Here is a 22,241-nt window from a genome sequence, read left to right as displayed (position 1 = left end):
GGGAGTGTCGTTATGCCGGTTTCTGAAGGTATAAATTTTGCGATGATGCTAGTTGAATCAGGCATCGTCGATAATGCAGTACAGGAATTGATGATGCAGCAACAGTTAATTGTTGCTGCGGAATCTAATCCTGGTATTAAGTCTGCGATGAAAAAGCAGATCATGAAGTGGCGTGGTCATGTGCAAAAGCGAATGACGAATGTCAGTGTTGAAGAGCGCTTTCATCAGGAGATAGAACTCTATCAGCAGGCATGCCAATGGGAGGCAAAGTATTTCTTCGAGCACGTTGATGATGTAGTTAAACAATTAGAAGGGCACTCGGCTTTTTACTTCAAAGCAAAAACGTTGACAGAGCGGGATCATCAAAAGCACAACCCGATGTTCCAGAGCTATTTTTGTAGCCAGTGGCACAAGTACCTAACGCTTGCGTTGACAGAGGCCCAACAGGTTGAGTTGGAGCAGCATAAAGAAAAACTGTTGGCAGATCTTTACCAGCGCATCGAAACCATGCAGAACATGGAATCGGTGACTGAAGCCGGTGATGAGAAAAAAGCAGGTCGTTTATGGGATATGGCCAAAGCAAAACTGACCAAAAGTGATGTCAGCACACTCAAAGAGATGGCGCACTTTCTGAAGAAGAATAGCGGATTGAAAGAGATTGCTGAAAAGTTAGGACGGATGGCCAATGAAGTGGATGATCCGAATAAAGAGCGTGTGCGCTCTGAAGATTTGAAAATGGTCGAAGAGCAAAGTGATAACGTTACGGATGATATCGTTGGTATCCATGAAAGTGATGACTTATCTAAATTGTTACCGAATGAAGCCATGTTTTTGGCTTATCCAGAATTAGAGGTGGTCTTTTATAAACATTTAGTCGATAAGCGCCTATTGAATTACAAGGTGCAAGGTACACAGAGAAAGCTTCGACGGGTGAAAGCGTACAAGCGCCAAACTAAACAGGTAGAGCAAGAGAAAGGCCCATTTATTGTCTGTATTGATGCATCAGGTTCAATGAATGGTTTTCCGGAGCAATGTGCCAAAGCATTGGCTTACGGCTTGATGCAAATCGCCTTGGCAGAAGATAGAGACTGTTACGTCATTATGTTCTCGACACAACAGATAACTTATGAGCTGACTAAGCAAGATGGACTGAGTGAAGTGCTTAATTTTCTCTCGTATTCATTTCACGGCGGTACTGATTTAGGGCCAGTACTTGATCAGTCAATTGAACTAATGCTGGGTGGTAAGTATAAGAATGCCGACCTGATCGTGTTATCTGATTTTATAGCACCGTCACAGCCAGGAAAAATGATGAAGCGAATCAATAAGCTAAAAGAAAGCCGAAATCGTTTTCATGCTGTTAATTTATCGAAGTATGGTAACCCTGAGCTAATGACTATTTTTGATCATTGCTGGTCTTATCATCCCTCTAAACTCGGGCGATTGCTGAAGTGGAAATAACCTCAAGCACTTTGACGAGGCTTGGGTATCTAATTGTTTTTGATTATTAAATGAAACTATAGGTTTATAGTTGTCTTGCCTTAGGCGCTCACATGAGCGCCATTTTTTTATGGTCATTGTTCATTTATCGGCAAAGTATTTATTGAGGGTTTGATGCCAGCCCGGACTTTGACGAATCTTGAGTAGCGCCCGGTTGAGCTTTTCTCGATGAGGGCTGTTATTCTCTAACACTAAACCGTAGTTTTGCTTTTCAAATTGATATGGCAGAACTGACAGTGATTCATAATTTCCCGATTCTTTCGCCATTTTAATCAAATATTTTAAGACGGCATCATCAGCAACAATGGCCTCTACCTGCTCATTGTCCAGTGCTTTTAATAAGTCATTGGTTGATTCAAAGCTTTGGTGGACAATACTGTGGCTGGTCAAAAATAATGATGAGGTTGATTCAGCCTTGGCTCCGACTCGGAGATTCGCTAAATCGTTTGGCCCTTTTATATCACTGTTTAATAAACCAAGGGTAAAAGTACTGGCTAAAATTGCGGTAATGCTAGCAATGAAGAAGGTGGTAAATATTGCCAATAACACGGTTAGTACACGACCTGTCAGTGTTTTAAATTCATAGTAATTAAACGGCCCTTTAGTGATAAAAAGCAAACCAAGAATAAATCCCTCAATCATTTTTGCTCTTTTCGAACGCATTGAATATAACTTGTCATTGACCCTGTGCTCTAATAAGTAATAAATTCCTCCGACCACACCTGCTGCAACAAAGGCAATACCGAGCACTATCAGTAGTTTTTTATTTGTGAGTATGTTCTTGAGTGAGGAGAGGTAACCTTGTTGCTTCACTGCAATCGCCAGGTGAGTTTCATAAAAAGAATGGGAAAAATCGAGGATTTCTTCTCGCTCTGGGGTAATAGAAATACATGAAACCCCGATATTGAGTGTATTGGTGCTGACTTGTTCCAGTAATTCACCTAGCTCATGATGGCTGATTTCAAACTCGACGCCGAGTTCGGCTGCAATCTGCTCCCAAAGATAAATACTGAGCCCCGATGGCTTTTCTGTTTCACTTTCAATGACGAAGGGAGGGCAATGATAGCTACCCACTTTTACATTTACATCATTGGCGGCATAGGCTGTTGAGGGACCTGCAAGCAGATAAATAAAAGACAGATAGGCAAATAGCAAAGTGTGGTGTACTGCTCTCATAGGGGGGTCATACTCCAGTAGAAGGCTGTAAGTTGGCCATGAGTTAAGTATAAACATCGTGACAATTTCACAAGTCTGTCATCCATACCTCTTTTTTGGGTAATGAGTTACCTTTATTCACTGTCAACAAACCTTGCCAATTTTTAGGGAATCGATAGAGAAGTTGCATAGTCAATGAAGTCAATGAGCTATGCTTATTAACAAATTGGATATTCGCTTGATGGGTACCAGTGGTGAGCTGAAATGTATGGAAATCTGTATTTTTTGCTGCCATGGCGAGGAGGGCGTATGAAAGTGTTGGCTATTTTAGCGGCACTGAGCATCTGGTTTTTTAGTCAGCCTGCATTGGCGCAAAATGTATGGGTGATTGAAATTTCCGGTGGTATAGGGCCAGCTACCAGTGATTATGTCTCACGAGAAATCGTGCAGGCACATAAAGAGCAAGCCAGTTTCATTGTGTTAAAAGTGGATACGCCCGGAGGTCTCGATACCTCCATGCGGGATATTATCCGTGCAATTACGACATCACCTTTACCGGTCGCGACTTGGGTTGGCCCTGCCGGATCCCGGGCTGCGAGTGCCGGGACGTATATCCTTCTTGCTAGTCATGTTGCGGCGATGGCCCCTGGTACTAACCTTGGGGCGGCTACGCCGGTTTCGCTTACTGCGCCTGTAGGAAAAGATGATGATTCAGGTGGTAACCCATTTGCACCAAAAAAAGAGAAAGAACCAGATGCACCTGATGATGACGCCGATCAAGCCAAAGAAGAAGATGCCGCTGACAGTGATAAAGTCACTGCTAAAACCGCGATGGAAAAAAAAGTGATTAATGATGCCCGTGCCTACATCCGCGGCTTGGCTAAACTACACGGCCGGAATGAAGAGTGGGCAGAAACCGCGGTAACAGAAGCAGCAAGCATCGACGCAGAGAAAGCGCTGGAGCTGAATGTTATCGATTTTCTTGCGTCGGATCTGGATAGTCTAGTCACTCAATCTAATGGTCGTACCGTTATCATTAATGGGCTTGAAGCAAAGATCGAATTGGCGGATGTGGCTTATATTGAGCGAGAACAAGACTGGCGATTCAAGCTGTTGTCGGTAATTACCAATCCCAATGTTGCTTATATCCTAATGCTTATTGGGATTTATGGCTTATTGCTTGAGTTCTATAATCCAGGGGTTGGGCTTCCGGGAGTCTTGGGTGGGATTTGCTTGTTGCTAGCGATGTATTCATTGCAAATGCTACCGGTGAGCTATGCAGGTTTGGCTTTGCTATTGCTGGGAATCGCCCTCATGGTTGCGGAAGCTTTCAGTCCTAGCTTTGGCATCCTTGGGCTTGGTGGCATTGTAGCCTTTGCGCTTGGCTCAGTCATGTTGATGGATACAGAAACGCCGGGATACCAAATTGCCATTCCATTGATTGCTGGCCTGACAGTGGTATCGGCTTTGTTCACCTTCGTCATTTTGAGCTTGCTGCTCAAAACAAGGCGTAAGCCTGTCACTACCGGTGTTGAAGTCCTACTGGGTCAAGAGGCTATTGTGGTGGGCGGTTTTCCTGGTAGTGGCCGCGTATTGGTGGATGGAGAAATTTGGCAAGCCAATTGTGACGCTGCACTAGTGAAAGGTGACAAGGTAACGGTGGTGCAGATACACGGCCTTTGCCTGGAAGTCGAAGTCAACCAACAGGCAAAATGAATCCAATGTGCGGATATACCCAGGTGATTTCAAGGTGCTTGGGTATGTAACCTTTTTAAAAGGACCAATGATATGATCACATACTCAATAGCAACGATTATTGTACTGGTGTTTGTGCTTATTGTAAGCATGTTCAAAGTACTTCGTGAGTACGAGCGTGCCGTTGTGTTTTTACTGGGACGTTTTTATGAGGTGAAAGGGCCCGGCCTGATCATCATCATCCCAATTATCCAACAAATGGTTCGGGTCGATCTGCGAACTATTGTATTGGATGTGCCTACTCAGGATTTGATCACCCGTGATAATGTGTCGGTGAAAGTGAATGCCGTCGTTTATTTTCGGGTTGTTGACCCAAAAATGGCGATTAATAACGTGGAAAATTATCTTGAAGCCACCAGCCAGCTTTCACAGACAACGCTGCGCTCTGTGTTAGGTCAGCATGAACTCGATGAGCTGTTGTCAGCCCGTGAAGAGCTTAATAAAGATCTACAGGTGATCTTGGATCAGCACACAGACAACTGGGGGATAAAAATTGCTAATGTTGAAATCAAACATGTTGATCTTGATGACAGTATGGTTCGCGCACTTGCACGTCAGGCAGAAGCAGAGCGTTCACGCCGAGCAAAAGTGATACATGCCACGGGTGAGCTTGAAGCGTCAGCCAAATTGCAGGAAGCGGCAGATGTGCTCAATCGGTCACCCAATGCGGTTCAGTTGCGTTATATGCAAACATTAACCGAAATATCCAATGATAGAACAACAACCATAGTGTTCCCGATGCCGATAGACTTGGTTGAAAATGTTACTCAATTGATGGCGGCAGCCAAGAAGAAAGAAGAGCCGTAATACCAACCTACATAAATATTTGATCAGTCTTGTAGGTTAAAATCGCTGTTCTCTGCCTTAGATATTTTGTAATTAGAGCCACTAGTTACGGCAATATCTGCCTTGATAACAGCGATTTTTCCAGTGCAAATACTTGATCAACGACTTATCCTGATTGGTATTATGTCTTCAGTTTGATGTCCTACGAACGCTGCAGCATGAATGTTTGGTATTCGAGATCATCGAACTGGCTATCAAGCATGACCAATCCAATGATGGTTGTGGCCAGCATGGTTACCGCGAAGCCATAACCATAAAAAACAGGGCCAAGGTTGATACTCACGTGCGCTAACACGAAGTTTCCGACCGCCATCAATAATGTCAGAAAAAGCGCTGAATAGCGTTTATCCAAGTAATACATAACATTGAGTATTGCCATGACTAACACCTGTAGACTTACACCCACTAAGTCGACATAGAGAAGGTGTAAGTATGACAGGTCAATGTTTAAGAAATTAAGAATATCCTCAGCCCAAAGGATCAAGAGTGCTAGCGTTAGACCTTGTACCTTGAAGATCTCATAGATGCTTTGTTGGCACGCGAGTACCATCTTATCCTTGAGTAGATAAATCGAATCTAATGTTGCCCCTTCCCGCACAGCATCGTAGTACTTCAGGCAAGCATCAGCAAAGTCTGTTTCCATACGTAGCATGAAAACCGCCATTCCAGGCACAATGGCTAAGTAAGCAATGAAGATTGGAAGGTCATAGATATAGGATGCCCTGAAAACATCGATGACCTGATGTGAGGTTTCATCGCGAAACCAGAATACAAATTTATCTAACCAGACGCCCAGGTTGTAGAGAAAACCACAAAAAATGAGTGAGAAGAAGGTCTTTTTGTGACTCAAAAATTCAAATGAGACCAGCTCATTGGCAGGGAAGTCACGAATAACATGGTACAAAAAAGAAAAAGTTAGGATGGCTTGGCAAAAGCCAAAGATTATCATCAACCCAAGTAGACCAAATGGCGGTAAGAAGATACTTAAAATCACCATTAAGCCATAGCTGAACATCATAGTGAAAAAGATACGGTAATACTCTTTCATCCCGCTCAAGAAGATGATGATAAGCCATTGGTTACACATCAATATAAATGAGGTAAAAATCGCTATTTTTTCTGCTGGGGTGATTGTCTCACTCAGAGCTAGAACCGGAATACCAACCATAGCGGCAATAATGCTGGTTACCAGCATTGAGCCTAATAGGTTTGGTACAATGCGATTATCATGTTCAGCGAACAATAAATCGGAGATAAAACGAGTAAGCAATAACTGGAATAATCCACTGATAATCAGGGAGCCTGCCATCAAATAGGTGACAATCACCAGAAACTGCACAATCACATGGGTTGGAAAGACGACTCCTATGCTGATAATACCGATGGTCAATAATGCGAGGATCGATAATACCCAGGGACCAGAGCTGATAAGCCCTGCCAAGCCATACGCTTCAAGCATGGATAGGAGTGAGTTTCTTTTCAGGATCTTTCTTAATTCAAATCCGATGCCGGCCACTGATAGCCTCCTTGTATAAACTACGATAAGCACCGTACATCATGGGTTCGTCGTAATAGCGTTTAACTCTTACTCGGCCATTATCACCGGCCTGCAGCCATTTTTTGGTATCACTGAGTACGTTGACGATAGCATTCGCCCCCTCGGTTGGGCTGGCGATGGGAATGATTTCACCGGCAGAGCCAATTGCGGCATCTTCCCCTCCGGCGCCATCAATAATCTCACGACAAGCTCCCACTTCCGTCGCTATACACGGTATGCCGGCTGCCATGGCTTCGAGTAGTACCAAGGGCTGAGCTTCACTGATTGAGGTCAGCATCATCACACCAAGCTCTGGCATGATTTCAGCTACATTTTTACTACCCAGCATTTTGACGTTGTCTTTTAAACCCAAGCTTTCTATGAGTAGTTCACACTCTCGGACGTATTCCTTGTCTTCTTCGGTAGGCCCGATAATCCAACCTTCAAGATTGGGCAGGGTTTCAATGGCCCCTCGAATGGTTCGGATAAAGGTTTTAATGTCCTTGATTGGTACCACGCGGCCGACGAGACCGACGACCATTGGTGGTCTGTCCGGACGGCGCTTATAGGCATCTTCAAAGCGTTCGGTACTGATTCCATTGACAATAACTTGGGTCTTATCCGTAGGGGCCCCGTCAGTATGCTGTCGTTGCCTGTTCCCTTCAAATAAAGCAACAATATGATCAGCCTGATGATAGGCCGAAAGTCCTAATTGCTCGAAAAACTGAATCCAGGTTTTACGGATTGTATCCATGCCTTTATGCATGGAAATGTCAATTTGGCTGTGATTATCTTTAATCCAAGTAGCCTGAGAGAGGTCGATTTTTCGTTCTTTGGTGTAAATACCGTGCTCGGTCAAAATAAATGGGGTTTGGGTCTTTTCTCTGCTTAGTGCACCTAGAAAGCCGGCATAACCGGTCGAAACACTATGAAATAGCTTCGCCTTTGGGAGGTTTTGCGATATGCGTGATAGCACAAACAGGGGCTGATAAATATTGCGGTAAGTCCAAAAAAAATCAACAAAGGATTGTCTTGGTGCGGACTCTAAATACCGTTCTGTTAGTACCTCCCATGACGCACGGCTGTAGAGAAAGTCGATGAGAGTTAACTTGCTATCAGCGTCAAGAAAGTCAGACACATCCGCGAGTAATTGGCCGGGAATGGGCTCATCTTTTTTTTCAAAGTAGGAGAGGAAGCGATTCCAGATATTGAATAATTTTCTCTTACCCGAACGCGCTGAAGGTTTGAGATGGCCCTGATCAGATAAGAGGTAATGGACTTCAAATCCAACAACGTTTTCAGGGAACTCATAGGCTGGCTCATCATAAAAGTCAGGGTGCCCGCCGAGGAAAATCAAGTGGAAGCGGTATTCTGGTAATCCACTGATAATTTGGTGTACCCAACTGGAAACGCCACCACGCACATACGGGTAAGTCCCTTCAAGAAGCAGGCATACATCTACCTCTACGCTGTTTTCAACGTCAGATTTGCTGCTAAACCATTTCATCCCCAATACTCCTTTATCTGACTTAATTTGTTACCTTTCTGTTCGGGGAAGTAAGAAATATATTCGCGGGCAGCTTGGAAGTCACCGGAGATAAAAGAGGCTTCTGCTAGATAAGGGGCAACTTGCTTGAGTAATAAGCCACCGTCCATAGCCGCTTTTAATACCGGTACCGCTTCGGTAGGGCGCTTTTGTTCGAGTAGCACTCGCCCTAACAGGAGATTTGTAGAAGCAGATAGCTTAATACTATTTGACTGGTTGAGATAGTTTTCAGCTTGTTCCAAGTAATGGTTACGTAATATGCCTTCGGCAATACCAAGATAACACAGCTCCCAATATTGCTGCGCAATATCAAAAGCTTTTGAAGCTGAAGGTTTGTATTCAAACTGTTTTTTGGTCAGAGAAATGGATTCGTTAATTTGTGTTTCGATGTTCTCGAGACTTGCGTAGGCAAGCAAACGTACATCATCGATTAAGTCTTTTAATGCGAGTTGCAATAGCGGTACAGCATGCTGGCGAGGTAAGTTACGTATCGCGCTGACGGCTAGTAATCGACGCTCAGGATCTTGGTTGTGTAATAAGATTTCTCTTAAAGCTCCTGAACCAAATTGGGTGCCAATCACTTCGCCTGGGTTTTGTGGTAACTCACTTTTTTCACATTCCTGCCAAGTGATATCGGATTTTTCCCTTGGCAAATACAGCGCAATTAACAGTGAGCAACTTGTACCAATCATTCCAACCACTGGTAATAGGTAATTAAAAATGAACAGGAATGAAAAAGCGCTGACTACAGGGGTTTTGTATTTCCTCGGCAGTATCAACCAACAGAGGACTGAAAAACTGAGACATGACAATGCATGTACCGTGGCAAAAGCAAGCCACAGACTTGGCATCATTGGCTGAGTGGTAATAATGTACAGGCCAGAGCTCTCAAAGGCTATGGTCTGAAGAAGTAGCCATGTCTTCATCGTATGCTCCAAGCTCGTTCATTAGCTTTCTGATTTCAGACCGGTCAGTCGACATCGACAAAGGACCAAGGATATCTATATCTTTGGCATCCCCGCCAAGTTGGTCTTTTAATAGTTCTTTAAGCCTGACAATATATTGCTGGGCATCGTAGGCTGTTGTTAACGGTAGCAGTACAGCAAGCGCGGCATTGCCTTGAGACGTTCTACAAGACCAGTAGACATCAGCCCCCCGACGGTAACTAATCGTATTATCGAGTACTTGAAGGTGCCTGCCATCGCTGTCGATACAGACAACCACCGAGCTATCGGATCCATAATGGCGTTTGTTGTAACTGGCGCGCTTAAGGTAGTCGATAAATAGGTCGCTCTGATGTGGGCGTAAAATGGGCGTGATTATTTCGTCACTGAGTAAGTCTGCAGCATAGTTAGCAACGAGTGAAAGTAGTGCCACATTAGCAGGGGTGAGCATAAAAAACTTGGCGTTTTCAGCAATGATTGCTGCCTGTAGTACACCACGTGTATCGACTAATGGGATACACAATTGATAGCGTGATTGATGGACTTGGTTCGCTTCTAGTTTTGCCGGAGATAGTAACTTCTGGGTCTCCAGCATATCGAATAGCATAGGATCCGAGTCTATCAAACGATGGTGATCGCCAAGGGTTGCGGCTGCGGTTGGATTAATCTTGCCGTTGGAGACTAGATAGATCCCGGCGACTTCCAGACCACCAATATCTGCCATTAAATTCAGGTAGGGTTGGCCAAGGTATTCCAAGCGATGTTCAGCGTGTTTGGCGGCAATTTGATGTAATGCGTTGATGCTTGCCCGTAGACTAACGGTTTGTCCGGCGGTACGTTGCTCTAGTTGATCATGTGACACTTTCAGCAAATGGTAGTTCTGGGTAAAGCTATCCAGTTTTTGTGCCATGTATTGATGGTCAAGGATGTGTTTTTGGTTAATGTTGTGCCAATAATCGTGAAATTCACCAGCGATCATAGCGACCATGATGGTGCCAATCGCTAATGAAAGTGGATAGTTACTCAACATGCCCGAGGCATTCATTATGGTCGCAAGACCGGCTGTAGTGACCAAGGAACACACAAAGCCTTTAGCAAAGCCATAGCGCAGGGCAATAAGCAGGGGGCCGAATAATGGCCAAAAAAAGTTATGATCAGTCGAATTGGGGACTAAGGAGGGAGACTCAACCCAAATATAGATAGAAATGATGGCAACGAGCAGTACCTCGAACCATGCATAGCTTTTTTTTGAAAAACCAAGAAAGGTTTTGTTGTTGTATTTTTTATCCATATAAAGCAACCTATCAAGCTATCGCTTTTTAATCATCATTTGTGGCGACATTTAGGCCGCTAAGTAATTCTTCAATGACAATATGTCCAGTACCGCTGACACTTTCACGCCCCCAGCCGCCACGACTCCCAGAAGCTTGCCAGTAGGTTTGACCACTTTTTGCGGACTTGATCTCAAGCGTAATGCCGACTGCGGGCTCACCGTCAAGCCCACTTTTGTAATGCCATTCTTCTACTGATCCTGTGATTACATAATCGACAGGCTGGGTAGTCAGCCAAGCTTGGGCTTGCTTCTGTTTGGCTGAGTCATCAAGAATACTTTGTAGATCATTGACCGCAGATGGTGGGTATTTCACTGCAACGATACCTTTGGCAAAGAGTTGCGAACTTAAAATTTGTTCAGCCTTTTCAGCCGCCAGAGGAGTACTTGAATGGTTGTACATAGGCATGATCGCCCAACGACTATCAGCAGGGAATTGATTACTGTCTGTGACTTGATAGCTACTGCAAGCACTCAATGTTAATAGGCTGGCGATAGTAAGTATCTTTTTCATCATGGTCATCCTTGTAATGATTCGGTTGTGGCTAGAAGCCGTAGTAATAGCCAAGTGTTAGTTTTAGTGACTCATCACCATTTCGGTCTTGGCTTTGCCAGTCTGTACTGAAATAGAGCTCATCATTGCCGAATATACGCCAGCCCAATCCCGCGCTTAAAGTGACATCAACTTGTGAGCTTGAGAAGTTGTACCCCAGCGAGGTATCAAGCCAATATCTTGGTGATGGCACCGTTGCACCTGGTTGACCTGGCTCACCGTGCCAAACGCGCTGGCCGATACCTACGCGCTGGTAACTGTCTTCGATAAAGTCACTGCTTGTCAACGGGATTGCTTCATTGTGCCAGCGGTTGATCCCGTTTAATGGGTCATCACTGAGACTAACATCCTGCATGGTGACATCGGCGTAGATTTGCCAAGCTGGGTCAGCAAAGAAAAACTGTTCGGCGACGCGCAAGCTGAGATCCCAGCCTTGACCGATATCATCGCCAAAGCGAGTTGAGAGGTCGTGTAGGTTGAATTGAAACGCTAATGACTCTCTTGCTGTTGGTTGGTAGGCTAGATTGAAGCCAAGCAAGTTATCTTGGCCCGCGATATTGAGTAATTCGCTGGCCTCGATATGGTTATTTAGGCCGAATTGGAAACCTAGACGCAGATAATCGTCGACTGCGAATTGGTATTCTCCTTTTAGACCAAGCCGTTGGTCACCAATACCATCTGCTAAGTCAATGCCTAACGCCCAATAGCTTTCGCTCATTTGGTATTGGTATCGGCCCCGCAGACGGAATTCATCATCAATATCAGTGTTGCTCAGTTGGTCAGGGGAGCCTGAACGTTGGTTATCAAGGCCAAGCCGCCAGTTTCCGTGATAATGAGGCGAGTAATAATCAAGACTGGTGCGGTCTATATCCCAATGGGTGATCTGTGAATGCTGCGCTCGGATACTATGAGTCTTAGCGGGGTGTTGAAGAACATGAATACGGCGAAGTTGGTTTTCCGCATTTTGATCTGCCATTTGGCCAATGTTCGTCTGACCTTGTTGCCATGCTTCTTGGTGCTTACCGATCAACTGCAAAGCGACGTTTTCATCCGCTTTGGGTAAGTTGATGCCTTTGGCCAAAATTGCTTCGACTGCTACCCGATCTTTTTTCTGTAGCGCGAGTGAAAGTTGCTGCCATTCAGGAATAGTATGACGGCCTAGGGCTGTCCTTTGGTGCCAGAACAGTATTTTTTCACCGTGGTTTTGCGCCAGAAGGTCGGCAAATAGTTCACTGACGTTATTATCAGTGGGTTTATCAAGGGTGTTATCTTCTATTAATTGACTCGCAATTTGTTCGCCGATGAATAGCCGTACTAAGGACCGGTAGCTAATATCGCCATCGGGTGACGCCAGTAATTCAGTTGACTGTTTATCTAGCAAGTAACGGCGCAATTGATAGGCTTTTTCACCATTGCCTTGTTGCTCTAGTAACTGGGCATAATTGAGTAAAATAGAAGGTTCAGGGTTATTATCATTGAGTAATAATTGGCTATACCAAAGATCGGCTTCATGATTGAGCCCTAGTTGTTGGCTAGCGCTGGCAAAAGCCAACCAGAGATCACTGTCTGTTGCTAAAATAGGCTTATAGCGACGGTATATTTGCTCAAGTGTTTCTAAGTCGCCTTCACTGAGGGCAAACCATATCAAATTACCGACAGCCGACGAGTTGGTTGGCTCCAACTGTAAAATAGCAAAATACAGTTGCTTAGCTTGTTTGGGGTCGCCTTCCCATTCAGCCAAAAGTGCCTGGTATGTCAGCATTTCAACATGCTGATCAAAGGTTGGGTTTTGCTTAGCTTTCTCGATGAGTTCAGCAAGCAACTTTGTATTTTTCGTTTGTACGGCGTGTCGAACTGCGGCTAGCAGCAGCTCTGGATTACTGTTTTTGCCATATAGCGTAAGCAGCTGTGCTAATTTTTCTTCGTCCAGCGGAGACATAATATTGATATAGCGATATACATCTAACGTATCACTGGCTCTAGCAGCCATTGCAGATTGTGATGCAACCGATATTTCTCGGTTGTTCGTTTCCCATGCTAATGAAGACACGGCTTCAAGGTAGTCATTATCAGCCTTCATCCATTCGGTTGGGTTAACCAGAGTGTTTAGAGCCAGCTTAGGCTGATTCAACATGATATGGGCATTAGATATACGCAACGCTTCAGTGACGTTTAGTGGCCGTCTTTGTTGTAGCCGGTTACCGTAACGGATGACGGAGCGGTGATCACTACGGTAACTGTATAAGCGGGTAGTGTGGCTAAGTAGCTCAGGGTCATTTGGACGTTTTGCAAGTAGAGCTAACAGACTTTGAAATGCGGCTGAGGTTCCTTCACCTTTTTCAAGTGCGTTGAGCCATTGGGCATACTCGGTTGGGTAGATATGGTTATGTGCCGCCAACTTTTTGAAAAAGCTGCCCTCATTAAAGAGATCACCCAGTGCTCGTGATTCATCTATACCGGCACGGATGTTTTTTGCACTCGGATTAATCGAGACCAGTTTGATGCTTACTGACTGTGCTTTTTCTATCTCGCTTTGCCAGCGATATATCTGATGCAGTAATACATAATCATACTGACTGGGTGCGATGGCGATTGCTTCAAGCAGCAATTGCTCGGCAAGGTTGAGCTCACCGATAGCTATCGCGATCTGTGCCGTTTGAGTGTATAGCTCTGCGGTTGGTTCAATTGTTAATAAGTGACGAGAAAGAGCAATGACAACATCAAGGTTTCCTACCTGCTTAGAGTGCGCTATTCCTGCCGCGAGAAAGTCTACGTTGTTGTATAACGGGCCTCTATAACTGTTAAAGAAAGATTCACTTAGCTGTGATTGGCCACTTTGTACCATTAAGTCAAACAACTTCTGGGCGTTTTCAAGATCTTCGAACTCCCGGAATGCATCAAGTTGTACTCTCAATGACTTGTCATAGTCCTCACTTTGTAAGGCAAGAGAAACTAACTCGTCATAAGAGGTTTCACCACTTTGCTGGTGAGGGTACAGGTAATCAAACCCCTTATCCGGCATTGATAGTGATATGGCGGTATCAGCAAATTGCCGGGCAAGTTCTGCTTCAGGTATGTATTCTATTTTATTCAGCAATGCGAGTAACGCTGCTTGAGCTTGTTGTTTCTGTTCTGGTTGGTCTTGGTATGTTTGTTCAAGAAGTAGAGACAGGTACCGGCCGATTGAATCCCAATCGTCGTTACCTTCTGTTGTTTTAAGAATACTTTCTAGCAGTTCAGTCGCATCGTTCAACTGCCCAGTGGCAGCATAGTTATCCACGATTTGTTTTATGATCTCGCGGTTTTTCGGGTCATCAATATAGAGTTGCTGTAAAAAGGCCAATGAAACTTCAGGCGAAGAAGAGCGGGCAATAAGTTTTACTAGCATGGATTTATCAGGCGCAACAAGCCACAGCGCCCATAGAGACGTTGCAGTTAACACCACAAGGGTGAATTTGTTGATGAGCCTTATCCTTGGCTTTTTGTGCTTACTTTTTGCCATCGCTTTCTTAATATTCCTTTCGCGTTATAGCACTTGGCACTGGATAGTGCCCTTGAGCTCCCCTGTTTTAGGGCTTGCTAATTCTATTTGTCCTTTTGCACTGCGTTTTATCGTTAATCTAGGGCCATCAATACGCTTACAGCTTTTGGCGCCTCTTATCACCATTTTTAATGGCATGTGTGCGGAAACACCCCAATCAATAACGTTGTTCTTGACTTCCCAATTTACCAGTTTGCCGTTTGCACTTTTGAGCTGAAGTGCACTGTCTGGTGAACCGTTAGTTGTGAAGCGGGTCTTTGGCTGTTTAAGGATCATAAATTTGCCATCGGGCCCTGAGTTCCAACCTGCAAACTGATTTCCGCGTGGGTAGCCTAATGAATCAGGCAGCCGGATACTTGCGACTCCAGTTGTTGCTATTTGCCATTGCCCATCCAATGTTCGAGCAACCCCTGTCTCATACAGTGCTCGCGCCCTTTGGGCGTATTCACTTAAGTACAAGGGGGTGCTTTGTTGCTTAACAGCCCAATCATAAACTTTCTTTAAGCCATTGAGTGAGGCTGGATAAGCACCTGAGTACATATGGTAGTAAATACTAATACTTTTTAAGCGACGTGGGGTGCCTAGTATTTCAAAAGTTTCAACCGCGCGACTGTAACCATCGTGATGCTCAGTCCAAAGATTGGTATAGAGGTTTTCGTTTTGAACCGGAGCATAAACTTGCACCCCGGAAGGATACCAAGCAATGGTGGGTGATACTTGAGTAAAGTTTTTGTTTCCCCTAACAACGTATGTATTTCCGCCATTTACATTTAATAAATTTGCCTGCTCGGCAATGGCGATGACCTCTTCTGTCGGATCGGCATTTCCAGACCAAAGAATAAGTTTGACCTTTTTGGTACTCGGTGAAAGTGTCGTATTGATATATTCAGTGCTACCAATGATTTCATTGTAATAATCAATGGTATAACCAGGTATGGGTAAGTGATCCTTTGTTTTACTGGTGTTATTTAAGTCCCAGAAAAAAGGATGGCTGAAGGTGTGCGAAGCAATTTCAACATTAGGTAGTTTAAATATATTTTTAGCAATTCTTTCTAGCTGCGGACTCTGCTCAGGGTATAGGCCACGGAGTCCAACCTCTCCTTCAATGACCGATACCGTTTGAGGGAGTGAGTATTGTTTAAGAATATTTTCGTATAAGACTTCTGCGGTATAAGGTTTATTTGTGAACCAAGCTTTGGATGGAAATCCATCACCATCAATATGGCTAGTCAGTATGCGAAGCCCACTTTCAGTTGTTACATCAGCTGCGGGAATTTTTGTTAACTTCAATGTATTGTCTAATAATCTGAAAGGGTCAATACTCCAACTAATTCTTCCGTTGGCCAGTTGTGTCACTGGGAACGGGGATAATGCAGCACCTCCCCAAGGTGCTTTGAACAGTGCTGTTGTGGTTTGGCCAGCTTCGTTACCAAAGGTAATTTCACTGCTCACACCGATTTGTGTAGGCTGCCAAATGGTGTGTTTTTCAAATTGGCTATATGCCGCAGGGTAAAATTGCTGGGTCCAGTTTTGACCTTGTTGTTGGGTGATGTTGCCGGATATATTACCTTTATCGGCAATCCCCAGCTTGGCCAGAATAGCTCTATTGGTGGGTAACGCATTGAGGAATAAAACAGGGCGCTTACCGATTACAGTATTAACCCAAGACTGTAAGCTAGGCACTTGCTGGTAGCTTGCTTCTTCTAACCAAAAAAAGAAACCCGCATAACGACTGATATCAATAGTGCTGAAGTTAGCTGTGCGAATATCTACACATTCTGGCACATAGCCATAATACTCAATAGGCATCGACATCATTCGGTGACACTGTGATGTCACCATACGGCCAAATTGACCGTCATAAAAACCGAGAACCCGCTTAGCGATGGGTTCGATTGTACTAACACCGAACTCATACAGTAAACCGTCACTGATGTAAGGGGTAAACCCTTCGTTGATCAGGCGTTTGGCGGCTCGTTTCTGGGCGTCTCGGTTACTGGCTGGCAAATAGTCAATGACAATGGCTTCAACCCCCGCCTTTTTTACTTCTTCCAGTTTGCCTGTTAACCATTGGCGGTCAGATTCAGGTACTAATTGGTAGCTATCTGCGAGTGGATCGTAGCTGTTATACATTGACTCGGCGGCTAGCGCATAGGGCTTGAAACGAATCTGGTCGAGTATTTCGAAACCCCGGTTAAATATCAGAAGAGGTTTGGCCGGAAGTGCATGCAACGCATCGAGGGTATTAGCGAGTGCAGTTTGCTGCTTGCTTGTTTCATCAGGTGACGAGGCAAAAAGAGTATAGCTATCTAGCGTATCAAGGAAGATACCGTCAAACCCACGACCAGTAAGAGTGCTTGCTTGATTAGTCAGATATTCTTGCCATGCGGTAGCCGATAAATCCATGACATGGCTAGACCAATTTGGATTGATGAGCGGAGAGAGCCCAGTAAGGCTTTTGGGTAATGCCTCACCGTCGTATTCACCGACACTGAGGTAGGCGAAAACTTGTGTCTCTGCCTTTTGTAGGGTTTTAATTTGCTTATCGGTGATCAAGCTAGGGGTGACAACAACCCGGTCGTAGTTAATAAGCTCTCGAACTGAGTCAATTTGGTTATAATAAAAAGCGACGGACTGCCCTGCGTTTGCTGAGTGAATAGGCAGCAGTAATACGATAATAAACAACGTGCGCTTGATAACATCCATGTCCCACCTCTTCCCTTAGCTATTCACAGTCCTTAAGGGCATTGTTAATGCTTAATATGTAGTAGTAAAGTTAAGATTATGAAAATGTATAGTTTTTTATTGAAGTTGTCACAAGATTTTTAAGTGATAGGTTGCATATTGCGTTTTTAGTCTGGTTATCAGTTCAAAAAACAGCCAGTTTGAAAAATATGACGGTTCCATGGTCGGGCAGATTCAAGTACGATACTCCTCTTTTTGGCTTCATGCCGAGCAAAACTCTATAAAGAAAGCGATATGGCACAAAAACATAAGCAGAAAGCGCCGAATAAGGGGCTGCACCCACGAAACCCTCATCGAGCCCGTTATGATTTTGACAAGCTGATTCAGAGCTGTCCGGAATTATCACAGTTTGTAGAGAAGAATCCCTACGGTGACTTGTCGGTCAACTTCAGTGACCCTGACGCCGTTAAAATGCTGAACCGTGCATTGCTTAGCCACTTTTACTCGGTTTCTTATTGGGATATTCCCGCTGGCTTTCTTTGCCCTCCGATCCCTGGAAGGGCTGACTATTTGCACTATATTGCCGATTTATTGGCAGATTCCAACGGTGGCAAGATACCAAAAGGAAAAGCGATAAAGGGTATTGATATCGGAAGCGGAGCAAATTGTGTTTATCCAATCATTGGCCATCGTGTATATGGTTGGCATTTTACGGCTGTCGACATAGATCCGATATCAATCAAATCTGCCAAGTTTATCGTTGAAGCAAATGCTTCATTGAAAGGCGGCATTCAATGTCGGCTGCAGAAAAATCCAGATCATATTTTTACCGGTATGATTAACGATAGCGATTTATTTGATTTCACCTTATGTAACCCTCCGTTTCATGCTTCTTTAGAAGAAGCCATGGCAGGCAGTGCCCGTAAAGTGAAAAACCTTGCTGCTAACTCGCAAAAGAAAGGCTCGCACCATTCTGCAAATGCGATGAAAGGTAAAAAGCCGGTTTTGAATTTTGGCGGTCAAAAAGCCGAGCTATGGTGTCCCGGCGGAGAATCCGCATTTATTAAGCGTATGATTGACCAGAGTGTGGGCAAGGGAAGTCAGTGTTTCTGGTTTACCACGTTAGTGTCGAAGAAAGACAATTTGTCTTTGATTTATAAGCAGCTAAAAAAGGTCGGAGCAACTGAGGTTAAAACGATCGACATGGCGCAGGGACAAAAGCTCACTCGGGTTGTTGCATGGACATTCCTTTCTGCCGAACAACAGGACATATGGCGTAAAACCCGTTGGTCTAAATAATGCCGCCCCCCAAATAGCGCGAAGCTATTTGGGGAGAGGCGAAATACTGTTTGCTGCTCTACATGTTTGGATAATTAGGCCCGCCACCGCCTTCTGGCGGTATCCAGGTAATATTCTGGGAAGGGTCTTTGATATCACAGGTCTTACAATGTACACAGTTGGTGGCATTGATTTGAAATGCCGCTTTACCGTCTTTTTCTATGATTTCGTAAACGCCAGCAGGGCAATATCGTTGACTAGGCTCATCATAACGCTCGAGATGAAAGTTGATCGGAATAGCGTCATCAGCCAATTTTAAATGACAGGGCTGGTTTTCTTCATGCTGTGTTCCAGATAGGAATACTGAAGAAGCTTTATCGAAACTGAGTATACCATCAGGTTTTGAATAGCTGAGTGGCTGGTGGTTAGCTATTGGCTCTAGGCATTCATGATCTGGTTTATTGTCTTCCAGTGTCCATTTGAAGGACTTTCTAAACCATTTCTGTTCGATAGAAGCTAGGGTTCCACCTAGTAATGTACCAAAGCGTTGGATCACCGTCCCGAAGTTTCGTGACTCATGCAGTTCGTTGTGTAACCAAGACTGGCAGAAAATTTTGTCATAACCCGGTGTTGTATGGTGAAACCCTTGTTCTAATTCATGAAAAATTGCCTCGGCGGCAATCAAACCGGACTTCATCCCGGTATGGCTGCCTTTGACTTTCGCCATATTCAAAGTGCCCGCATCACAGCCAATTAACAGCCCGCCTGGAAACTGTTGCCGCGGTAGGGATGACAGGCCGCCTTTGGTGATGGCTCTAGCACCATAAGCGATACGTTGGCCACCGGTTAAATGCTGGGCAAATAGTGGATGGTGCTTGAGTTGTTGGAATTCATCAAAGGGGCTTAAGTAAGGATTATGATAGTTCAAATCGACAATCAACCCGACGGCGACTTGGTTGTTTTCAAGGTGGTAGAGAAAACTGCCACCAGTGGTGCCAGTTTGACTCAGCGGCCATCCGACGCCATGGATAACATGACCGGGACGATGGTGTTCGGCTGGGATCTCCCATAACTCTTTTAGTCCTAAGGCATAATGTTGAGGTTGCTTGCCATGGTCGAGATGGAACTGCTTAATGAGTTGCTTACCCAGATGCCCTCGAGATCCTTCAGCAAAAATTGTGTACTTTGCTTTGAGCTCAATACCGGGCTCGAAAGTGGATTTATGTTCTCCTTGCTTATCAAGCCCCATATCCTTGGTGACGACTCCCGCCACTATACCTTGGCTATTGTAGAGTATGTCACTGGCAGGAAACCCAGGAAAAATTTCGACACCTAGCTCTTCAGCCTGCTTAGCTAGCCAGCGGCAGAGGTTACCTAAGCTGATAGCAAAGTTACCTATGTTCTGTAAGGTTTCGGGTACCAGTGGGTCAGCGACGGTGATGTAGTTGAACTCATTAGTGAGATAACAAAATCTATCGTCGGACACCGCGGTGTGCAGTGGTGCCCCCATGCGTTCCCAGTCAGGAAAAAGTTCATCCAGCGCTTTATGTTCGAATAGTGCACCTGAGAGAACATGGCTTCCGATTTCAGCGCCTTTTTCTACAACGCAAACTGATAATGGGCGTTCATTTTCACTGGCAAGCTGCATCAGTCGACAGGCTGCAGACAGTCCGGCGGGGCCAGCACCGACAATAATAACATCAAACGACATGCTTTCTCTTTGCTGCTCTGAACTCATGCTTTAATCCCTAACTGTACTGCGCTTGGTTAAAATATAGTCCAGTTGACGTAAACGTAAACTCAACTAGGCTCAAAGAATACGTCAATTACGGGGCTTAGCCGCCTTGGTTTGATAAGGATGTGCCTGTGAAAGTGTATGTTGCGATTAAGCGTGTCATTGATCCTTACGTTAAGGTAAGGGTGAAAAGTGATGGCTCAGGTGTTGAAACCGCCAATGTCAAAATGTCCATGAATCCGTTCTGTGAAATTGCGGTAGAGGAAGCAATTCGCCTTCGTGAGGCTGGCCATGCTGATGAAGTTGTTGTGGTCTCTGCCGGTGAGGCCGCTTGCCAAGAACAACTCAGAACTGCCTTGGCGCTGGGTGCTGACAGAGCAATACATATTGAAACCGATGCAGTGGTTGAACCTTTGTCTGTTGCGAAACTATTAGCGGCGCTGGTAAAGCAAGATCAACCAGAACTCTTTATATTAGGTAAGCAATCGATCGATACTGACAATAATCAGGTTGCGCAAATGCTCTCAGCGCTATTGGGCTATCCTCAGGGGACATTTGCATCAAAGGTCCGTGTTGAAGGTGACGATGTCACAAATAAGGAAGGGCAATCAATCAACGTGACACGAGAAGTCGATGGAGGACTAGAGACTCTTCGCCTAACGTTACCTGCGATACTGAGCACAGACTTACGGTTGAACGAACCACGTTATGCATCCCTCCCCAATATCATGAAAGCAAAAAAGAAACCGCTTGATGTAATAACCCCTGAAGCGTTGGGGGTCGAAATAAAGAATCATCAAGAGGTTATCGAAATATTAGCGCCAACGCAGCGAGCTGGGGGGATAAAAGTCGATTCTGTTGCCGAGCTTGTCGATAAACTCAAAAACAGTGCAAAGGTGATCTGATGACGATTCTAGTAATTGCAGAGCATGATAATCACCGTCTGGGTGGGGAAACACTCAAGTCTGTCGGGGCAGTATCCACATTACAACAAAGCATTGATGTATTGGTTATAGGGAGCCAGTGCCAGTCGGTCATTGAAGAAGCCTCAAGCATTGGTGGTATCACTCGAGTCCTTGTTGCCGATAACCTTAATTATAAAGATCAACTTGCTGAAAACTGTGCACAGTTGATCGCCGAGCTTGCCAAGGATTACAGCCATATTGTTGCACCGGCAACAACGTTTGGTAAAAACCTCCTACCTAGGGTCGCAGCATTGTTGGACGTGGGGGTGCTGTCTGATGTCGTTACAATTGAAAGTGAAGACACAGTGATTCGTCCGATATATGCCGGTAATGCGCTCGCAAGAGTACGCAGTCGTGATAGTAAAGTATTGATGACCCTTCGTGGGTCAGCATTCGATGCTGCTTCTTTGGGCAATACTCAAGCGGAACAAAAAAGGGTAGACATTGCTATAGGTAATGATTTGAGTGAGTTTGTTGAGCGACAAGTGTCTGAAAGTGAAAGACCTGAACTCACCGCTGCTCGCGTTGTAATCTCAGGAGGCAGGGCGCTTGGTAGCAAGGAGAACTTTGGGTTAATAGAGCAGCTTGCAGATAAACTTGATGGCGCAATAGGAGCCTCAAGGGCGGCTGTGGATGCTGGGTATATTTCCAATGACTTTCAGGTTGGGCAAACCGGTAAGATTGTCGCACCGGAGTTATACATTGCAGTGGGCATTTCGGGTGCTATTCAACATCTCGCGGGAATGAAGGATGCCAAGGTTATTGTGGCGATCAATAGCGACCCAGAAGCGCCAATCTTTGATATTGCGGATTATGGATTAGTCGGTGATTTGTTTGATATTTTACCTGAACTCATTGACTCGGTGTAAAC

General features: G+C 44.8%; 15 protein-coding genes. 6 read left to right on the top strand and 9 right to left on the bottom strand.

The features are described 5' to 3' along the window. The first annotated feature begins 12 nt into the window (after window positions 1–12). On the top strand, window positions 13–1,461 hold the full coding sequence (viaA, locus tag NHN17_RS02655) for an ATPase RavA stimulator ViaA (RefSeq protein ID WP_255040572.1): 1,449 nt from the start codon (window positions 13–15) through the stop codon (window positions 1,459–1,461). A 120-nt stretch (window positions 1,462–1,581) separates the two neighbouring features. Here the strand turns inward: viaA and NHN17_RS02650 are convergent, their stop codons facing one another. Then, window positions 1,582–2,676: a substrate-binding periplasmic protein gene (locus NHN17_RS02650; RefSeq protein WP_255040571.1), complete on the bottom strand. Its 1,095-nt coding sequence runs from the start codon at window positions 2,674–2,676 to the stop codon at window positions 1,582–1,584. A gap of 288 nt (window positions 2,677–2,964) precedes the next feature. On the opposite strand from NHN17_RS02650, the gene NHN17_RS02645 reads away from it, so the two are divergent. Together NHN17_RS02645 and NHN17_RS02640 are read left to right on the top strand one after the other, a co-directional pair. Next, window positions 2,965–4,371, top strand: coding sequence for an NfeD family protein (locus tag NHN17_RS02645; protein WP_255040570.1), 1,407 nt, complete (start codon window positions 2,965–2,967; stop codon window positions 4,369–4,371). Window positions 4,372–4,443: 72 nt separating this feature from the next. Beyond that, the gene (locus NHN17_RS02640; RefSeq protein ID WP_255040569.1) at window positions 4,444–5,217 is read left to right on the top strand and encodes a slipin family protein; all 774 of its coding nucleotides are present in this window, start codon (window positions 4,444–4,446) and stop codon (window positions 5,215–5,217) included. A gap of 181 nt (window positions 5,218–5,398) precedes the next feature. On the opposite strand, the gene pelG is transcribed toward NHN17_RS02640, so the two are convergent. Genes pelG through NHN17_RS02605 form a run of 7 tightly spaced genes read right to left on the bottom strand, consistent with a single transcriptional unit; the run spans window position 5,399 to window position 17,413 of the window. Beyond that, window positions 5,399–6,772, bottom strand: coding sequence for an exopolysaccharide Pel transporter PelG (gene pelG, locus NHN17_RS02635; protein ID WP_255040568.1), 1,374 nt, complete (start codon window positions 6,770–6,772; stop codon window positions 5,399–5,401). Then, on the bottom strand, window positions 6,753–8,300 hold the full coding sequence (pelF, locus tag NHN17_RS02630; RefSeq protein ID WP_255040567.1) for a GT4 family glycosyltransferase PelF: 1,548 nt from the start codon (window positions 8,298–8,300) through the stop codon (window positions 6,753–6,755). Before pelF ends, pelG begins: the two co-directional genes overlap by 20 nt. Beyond that, the gene (locus NHN17_RS02625; RefSeq protein WP_255040566.1) at window positions 8,297–9,265 is read right to left on the bottom strand and encodes a hypothetical protein; all 969 of its coding nucleotides are present in this window, start codon (window positions 9,263–9,265) and stop codon (window positions 8,297–8,299) included. Before NHN17_RS02625 ends, pelF begins: the two co-directional genes overlap by 4 nt. Next, window positions 9,228–10,574, bottom strand: a complete 1,347-nt coding sequence (locus tag NHN17_RS02620) for a PelD GGDEF domain-containing protein (RefSeq protein ID WP_255040565.1) — start codon at window positions 10,572–10,574, stop codon at window positions 9,228–9,230. The genes NHN17_RS02625 and NHN17_RS02620 overlap by 38 nt, the downstream gene beginning before the upstream one ends. Before the next feature lie 28 nt (window positions 10,575–10,602). Beyond that, window positions 10,603–11,130: a hypothetical protein gene (locus tag NHN17_RS02615; protein ID WP_255040564.1), complete on the bottom strand. Its 528-nt coding sequence runs from the start codon at window positions 11,128–11,130 to the stop codon at window positions 10,603–10,605. Between the two features lie 28 nt (window positions 11,131–11,158). Next, entirely contained in the window at window positions 11,159–14,668 is a 3,510-nt protein-coding gene (locus NHN17_RS02610) for a tetratricopeptide repeat protein (protein WP_255040563.1), read from the bottom strand. A 24-nt stretch (window positions 14,669–14,692) separates the two neighbouring features. Then, complete coding sequence (locus NHN17_RS02605; RefSeq protein WP_255040562.1) at window positions 14,693–17,413, bottom strand: endo alpha-1,4 polygalactosaminidase; 2,721 nt, start codon at window positions 17,411–17,413, stop codon at window positions 14,693–14,695. 273 nt (window positions 17,414–17,686) lie between these two features. Here NHN17_RS02605 and rlmF point away from each other — a divergent pair, with 273 nt between their 5' ends. Further along, window positions 17,687–18,691, top strand: a complete 1,005-nt coding sequence (gene rlmF, locus NHN17_RS02600; RefSeq protein ID WP_255040561.1) for a 23S rRNA (adenine(1618)-N(6))-methyltransferase RlmF — start codon at window positions 17,687–17,689, stop codon at window positions 18,689–18,691. Between the two features lie 58 nt (window positions 18,692–18,749). Here the strand turns inward: rlmF and NHN17_RS02595 are convergent, their stop codons facing one another. Then, window positions 18,750–20,381: an electron transfer flavoprotein-ubiquinone oxidoreductase gene (locus NHN17_RS02595; RefSeq protein WP_255040597.1), complete on the bottom strand. Its 1,632-nt coding sequence runs from the start codon at window positions 20,379–20,381 to the stop codon at window positions 18,750–18,752. A 155-nt stretch (window positions 20,382–20,536) separates the two neighbouring features. Here NHN17_RS02595 and NHN17_RS02590 point away from each other — a divergent pair, with 155 nt between their 5' ends. Both NHN17_RS02590 and NHN17_RS02585 read left to right on the top strand, forming a co-directional pair. After that, a complete protein-coding gene (locus tag NHN17_RS02590) occupies window positions 20,537–21,310 on the top strand; it encodes an electron transfer flavoprotein subunit beta/FixA family protein (protein ID WP_255040559.1) in 774 nt (257 codons plus the stop codon). Then, the gene (locus NHN17_RS02585; RefSeq protein WP_255040558.1) at window positions 21,310–22,239 is read left to right on the top strand and encodes an electron transfer flavoprotein subunit alpha/FixB family protein; all 930 of its coding nucleotides are present in this window, start codon (window positions 21,310–21,312) and stop codon (window positions 22,237–22,239) included. Before NHN17_RS02590 ends, NHN17_RS02585 begins: the two co-directional genes overlap by 1 nt. Window positions 22,240–22,241: the final 2 nt, after the last annotated feature.

The organism is Photobacterium pectinilyticum, from assembly GCF_024357955.1.
In the GTDB taxonomy this organism is placed as follows: domain Bacteria; phylum Pseudomonadota; class Gammaproteobacteria; order Enterobacterales; family Vibrionaceae; genus Photobacterium; species Photobacterium pectinilyticum.
This window is presented reverse-complemented; position numbering and strand designations above follow the sequence as displayed.

What these genes read in the sequence shown, in the direction of transcription:
- viaA (WP_255040572.1), top strand. Translation starts at nt 13, where the DNA reads ATGCCGGTTTCTGAAGGTATAAATTTTGCGATGATGCTAGTTGAATCA.
- NHN17_RS02650 (WP_255040571.1), bottom strand. Translation starts at nt 2,676, where the DNA reads ATGAGAGCAGTACACCACACTTTGCTATTTGCCTATCTGTCTTTTATT.
- NHN17_RS02645 (WP_255040570.1), top strand. Translation starts at nt 2,965, where the DNA reads ATGAAAGTGTTGGCTATTTTAGCGGCACTGAGCATCTGGTTTTTTAGT.
- NHN17_RS02640 (WP_255040569.1), top strand. Translation starts at nt 4,444, where the DNA reads ATGATCACATACTCAATAGCAACGATTATTGTACTGGTGTTTGTGCTT.
- pelF (WP_255040567.1), bottom strand. Translation starts at nt 8,300, where the DNA reads ATGAAATGGTTTAGCAGCAAATCTGACGTTGAAAACAGCGTAGAGGTA.
- NHN17_RS02625 (WP_255040566.1), bottom strand. Translation starts at nt 9,265, where the DNA reads ATGAAGACATGGCTACTTCTTCAGACCATAGCCTTTGAGAGCTCTGGC.
- NHN17_RS02620 (WP_255040565.1), bottom strand. Translation starts at nt 10,574, where the DNA reads ATGGATAAAAAATACAACAACAAAACCTTTCTTGGTTTTTCAAAAAAA.
- NHN17_RS02615 (WP_255040564.1), bottom strand. Translation starts at nt 11,130, where the DNA reads ATGATGAAAAAGATACTTACTATCGCCAGCCTATTAACATTGAGTGCT.
- NHN17_RS02610 (WP_255040563.1), bottom strand. Translation starts at nt 14,668, where the DNA reads ATGGCAAAAAGTAAGCACAAAAAGCCAAGGATAAGGCTCATCAACAAA.
- NHN17_RS02605 (WP_255040562.1), bottom strand. Translation starts at nt 17,413, where the DNA reads ATGGATGTTATCAAGCGCACGTTGTTTATTATCGTATTACTGCTGCCT.
- rlmF (WP_255040561.1), top strand. Translation starts at nt 17,687, where the DNA reads ATGGCACAAAAACATAAGCAGAAAGCGCCGAATAAGGGGCTGCACCCA.
- NHN17_RS02595 (WP_255040597.1), bottom strand. Translation starts at nt 20,381, where the DNA reads ATGTCGTTTGATGTTATTATTGTCGGTGCTGGCCCCGCCGGACTGTCT.
- NHN17_RS02585 (WP_255040558.1), top strand. Translation starts at nt 21,310, where the DNA reads ATGACGATTCTAGTAATTGCAGAGCATGATAATCACCGTCTGGGTGGG.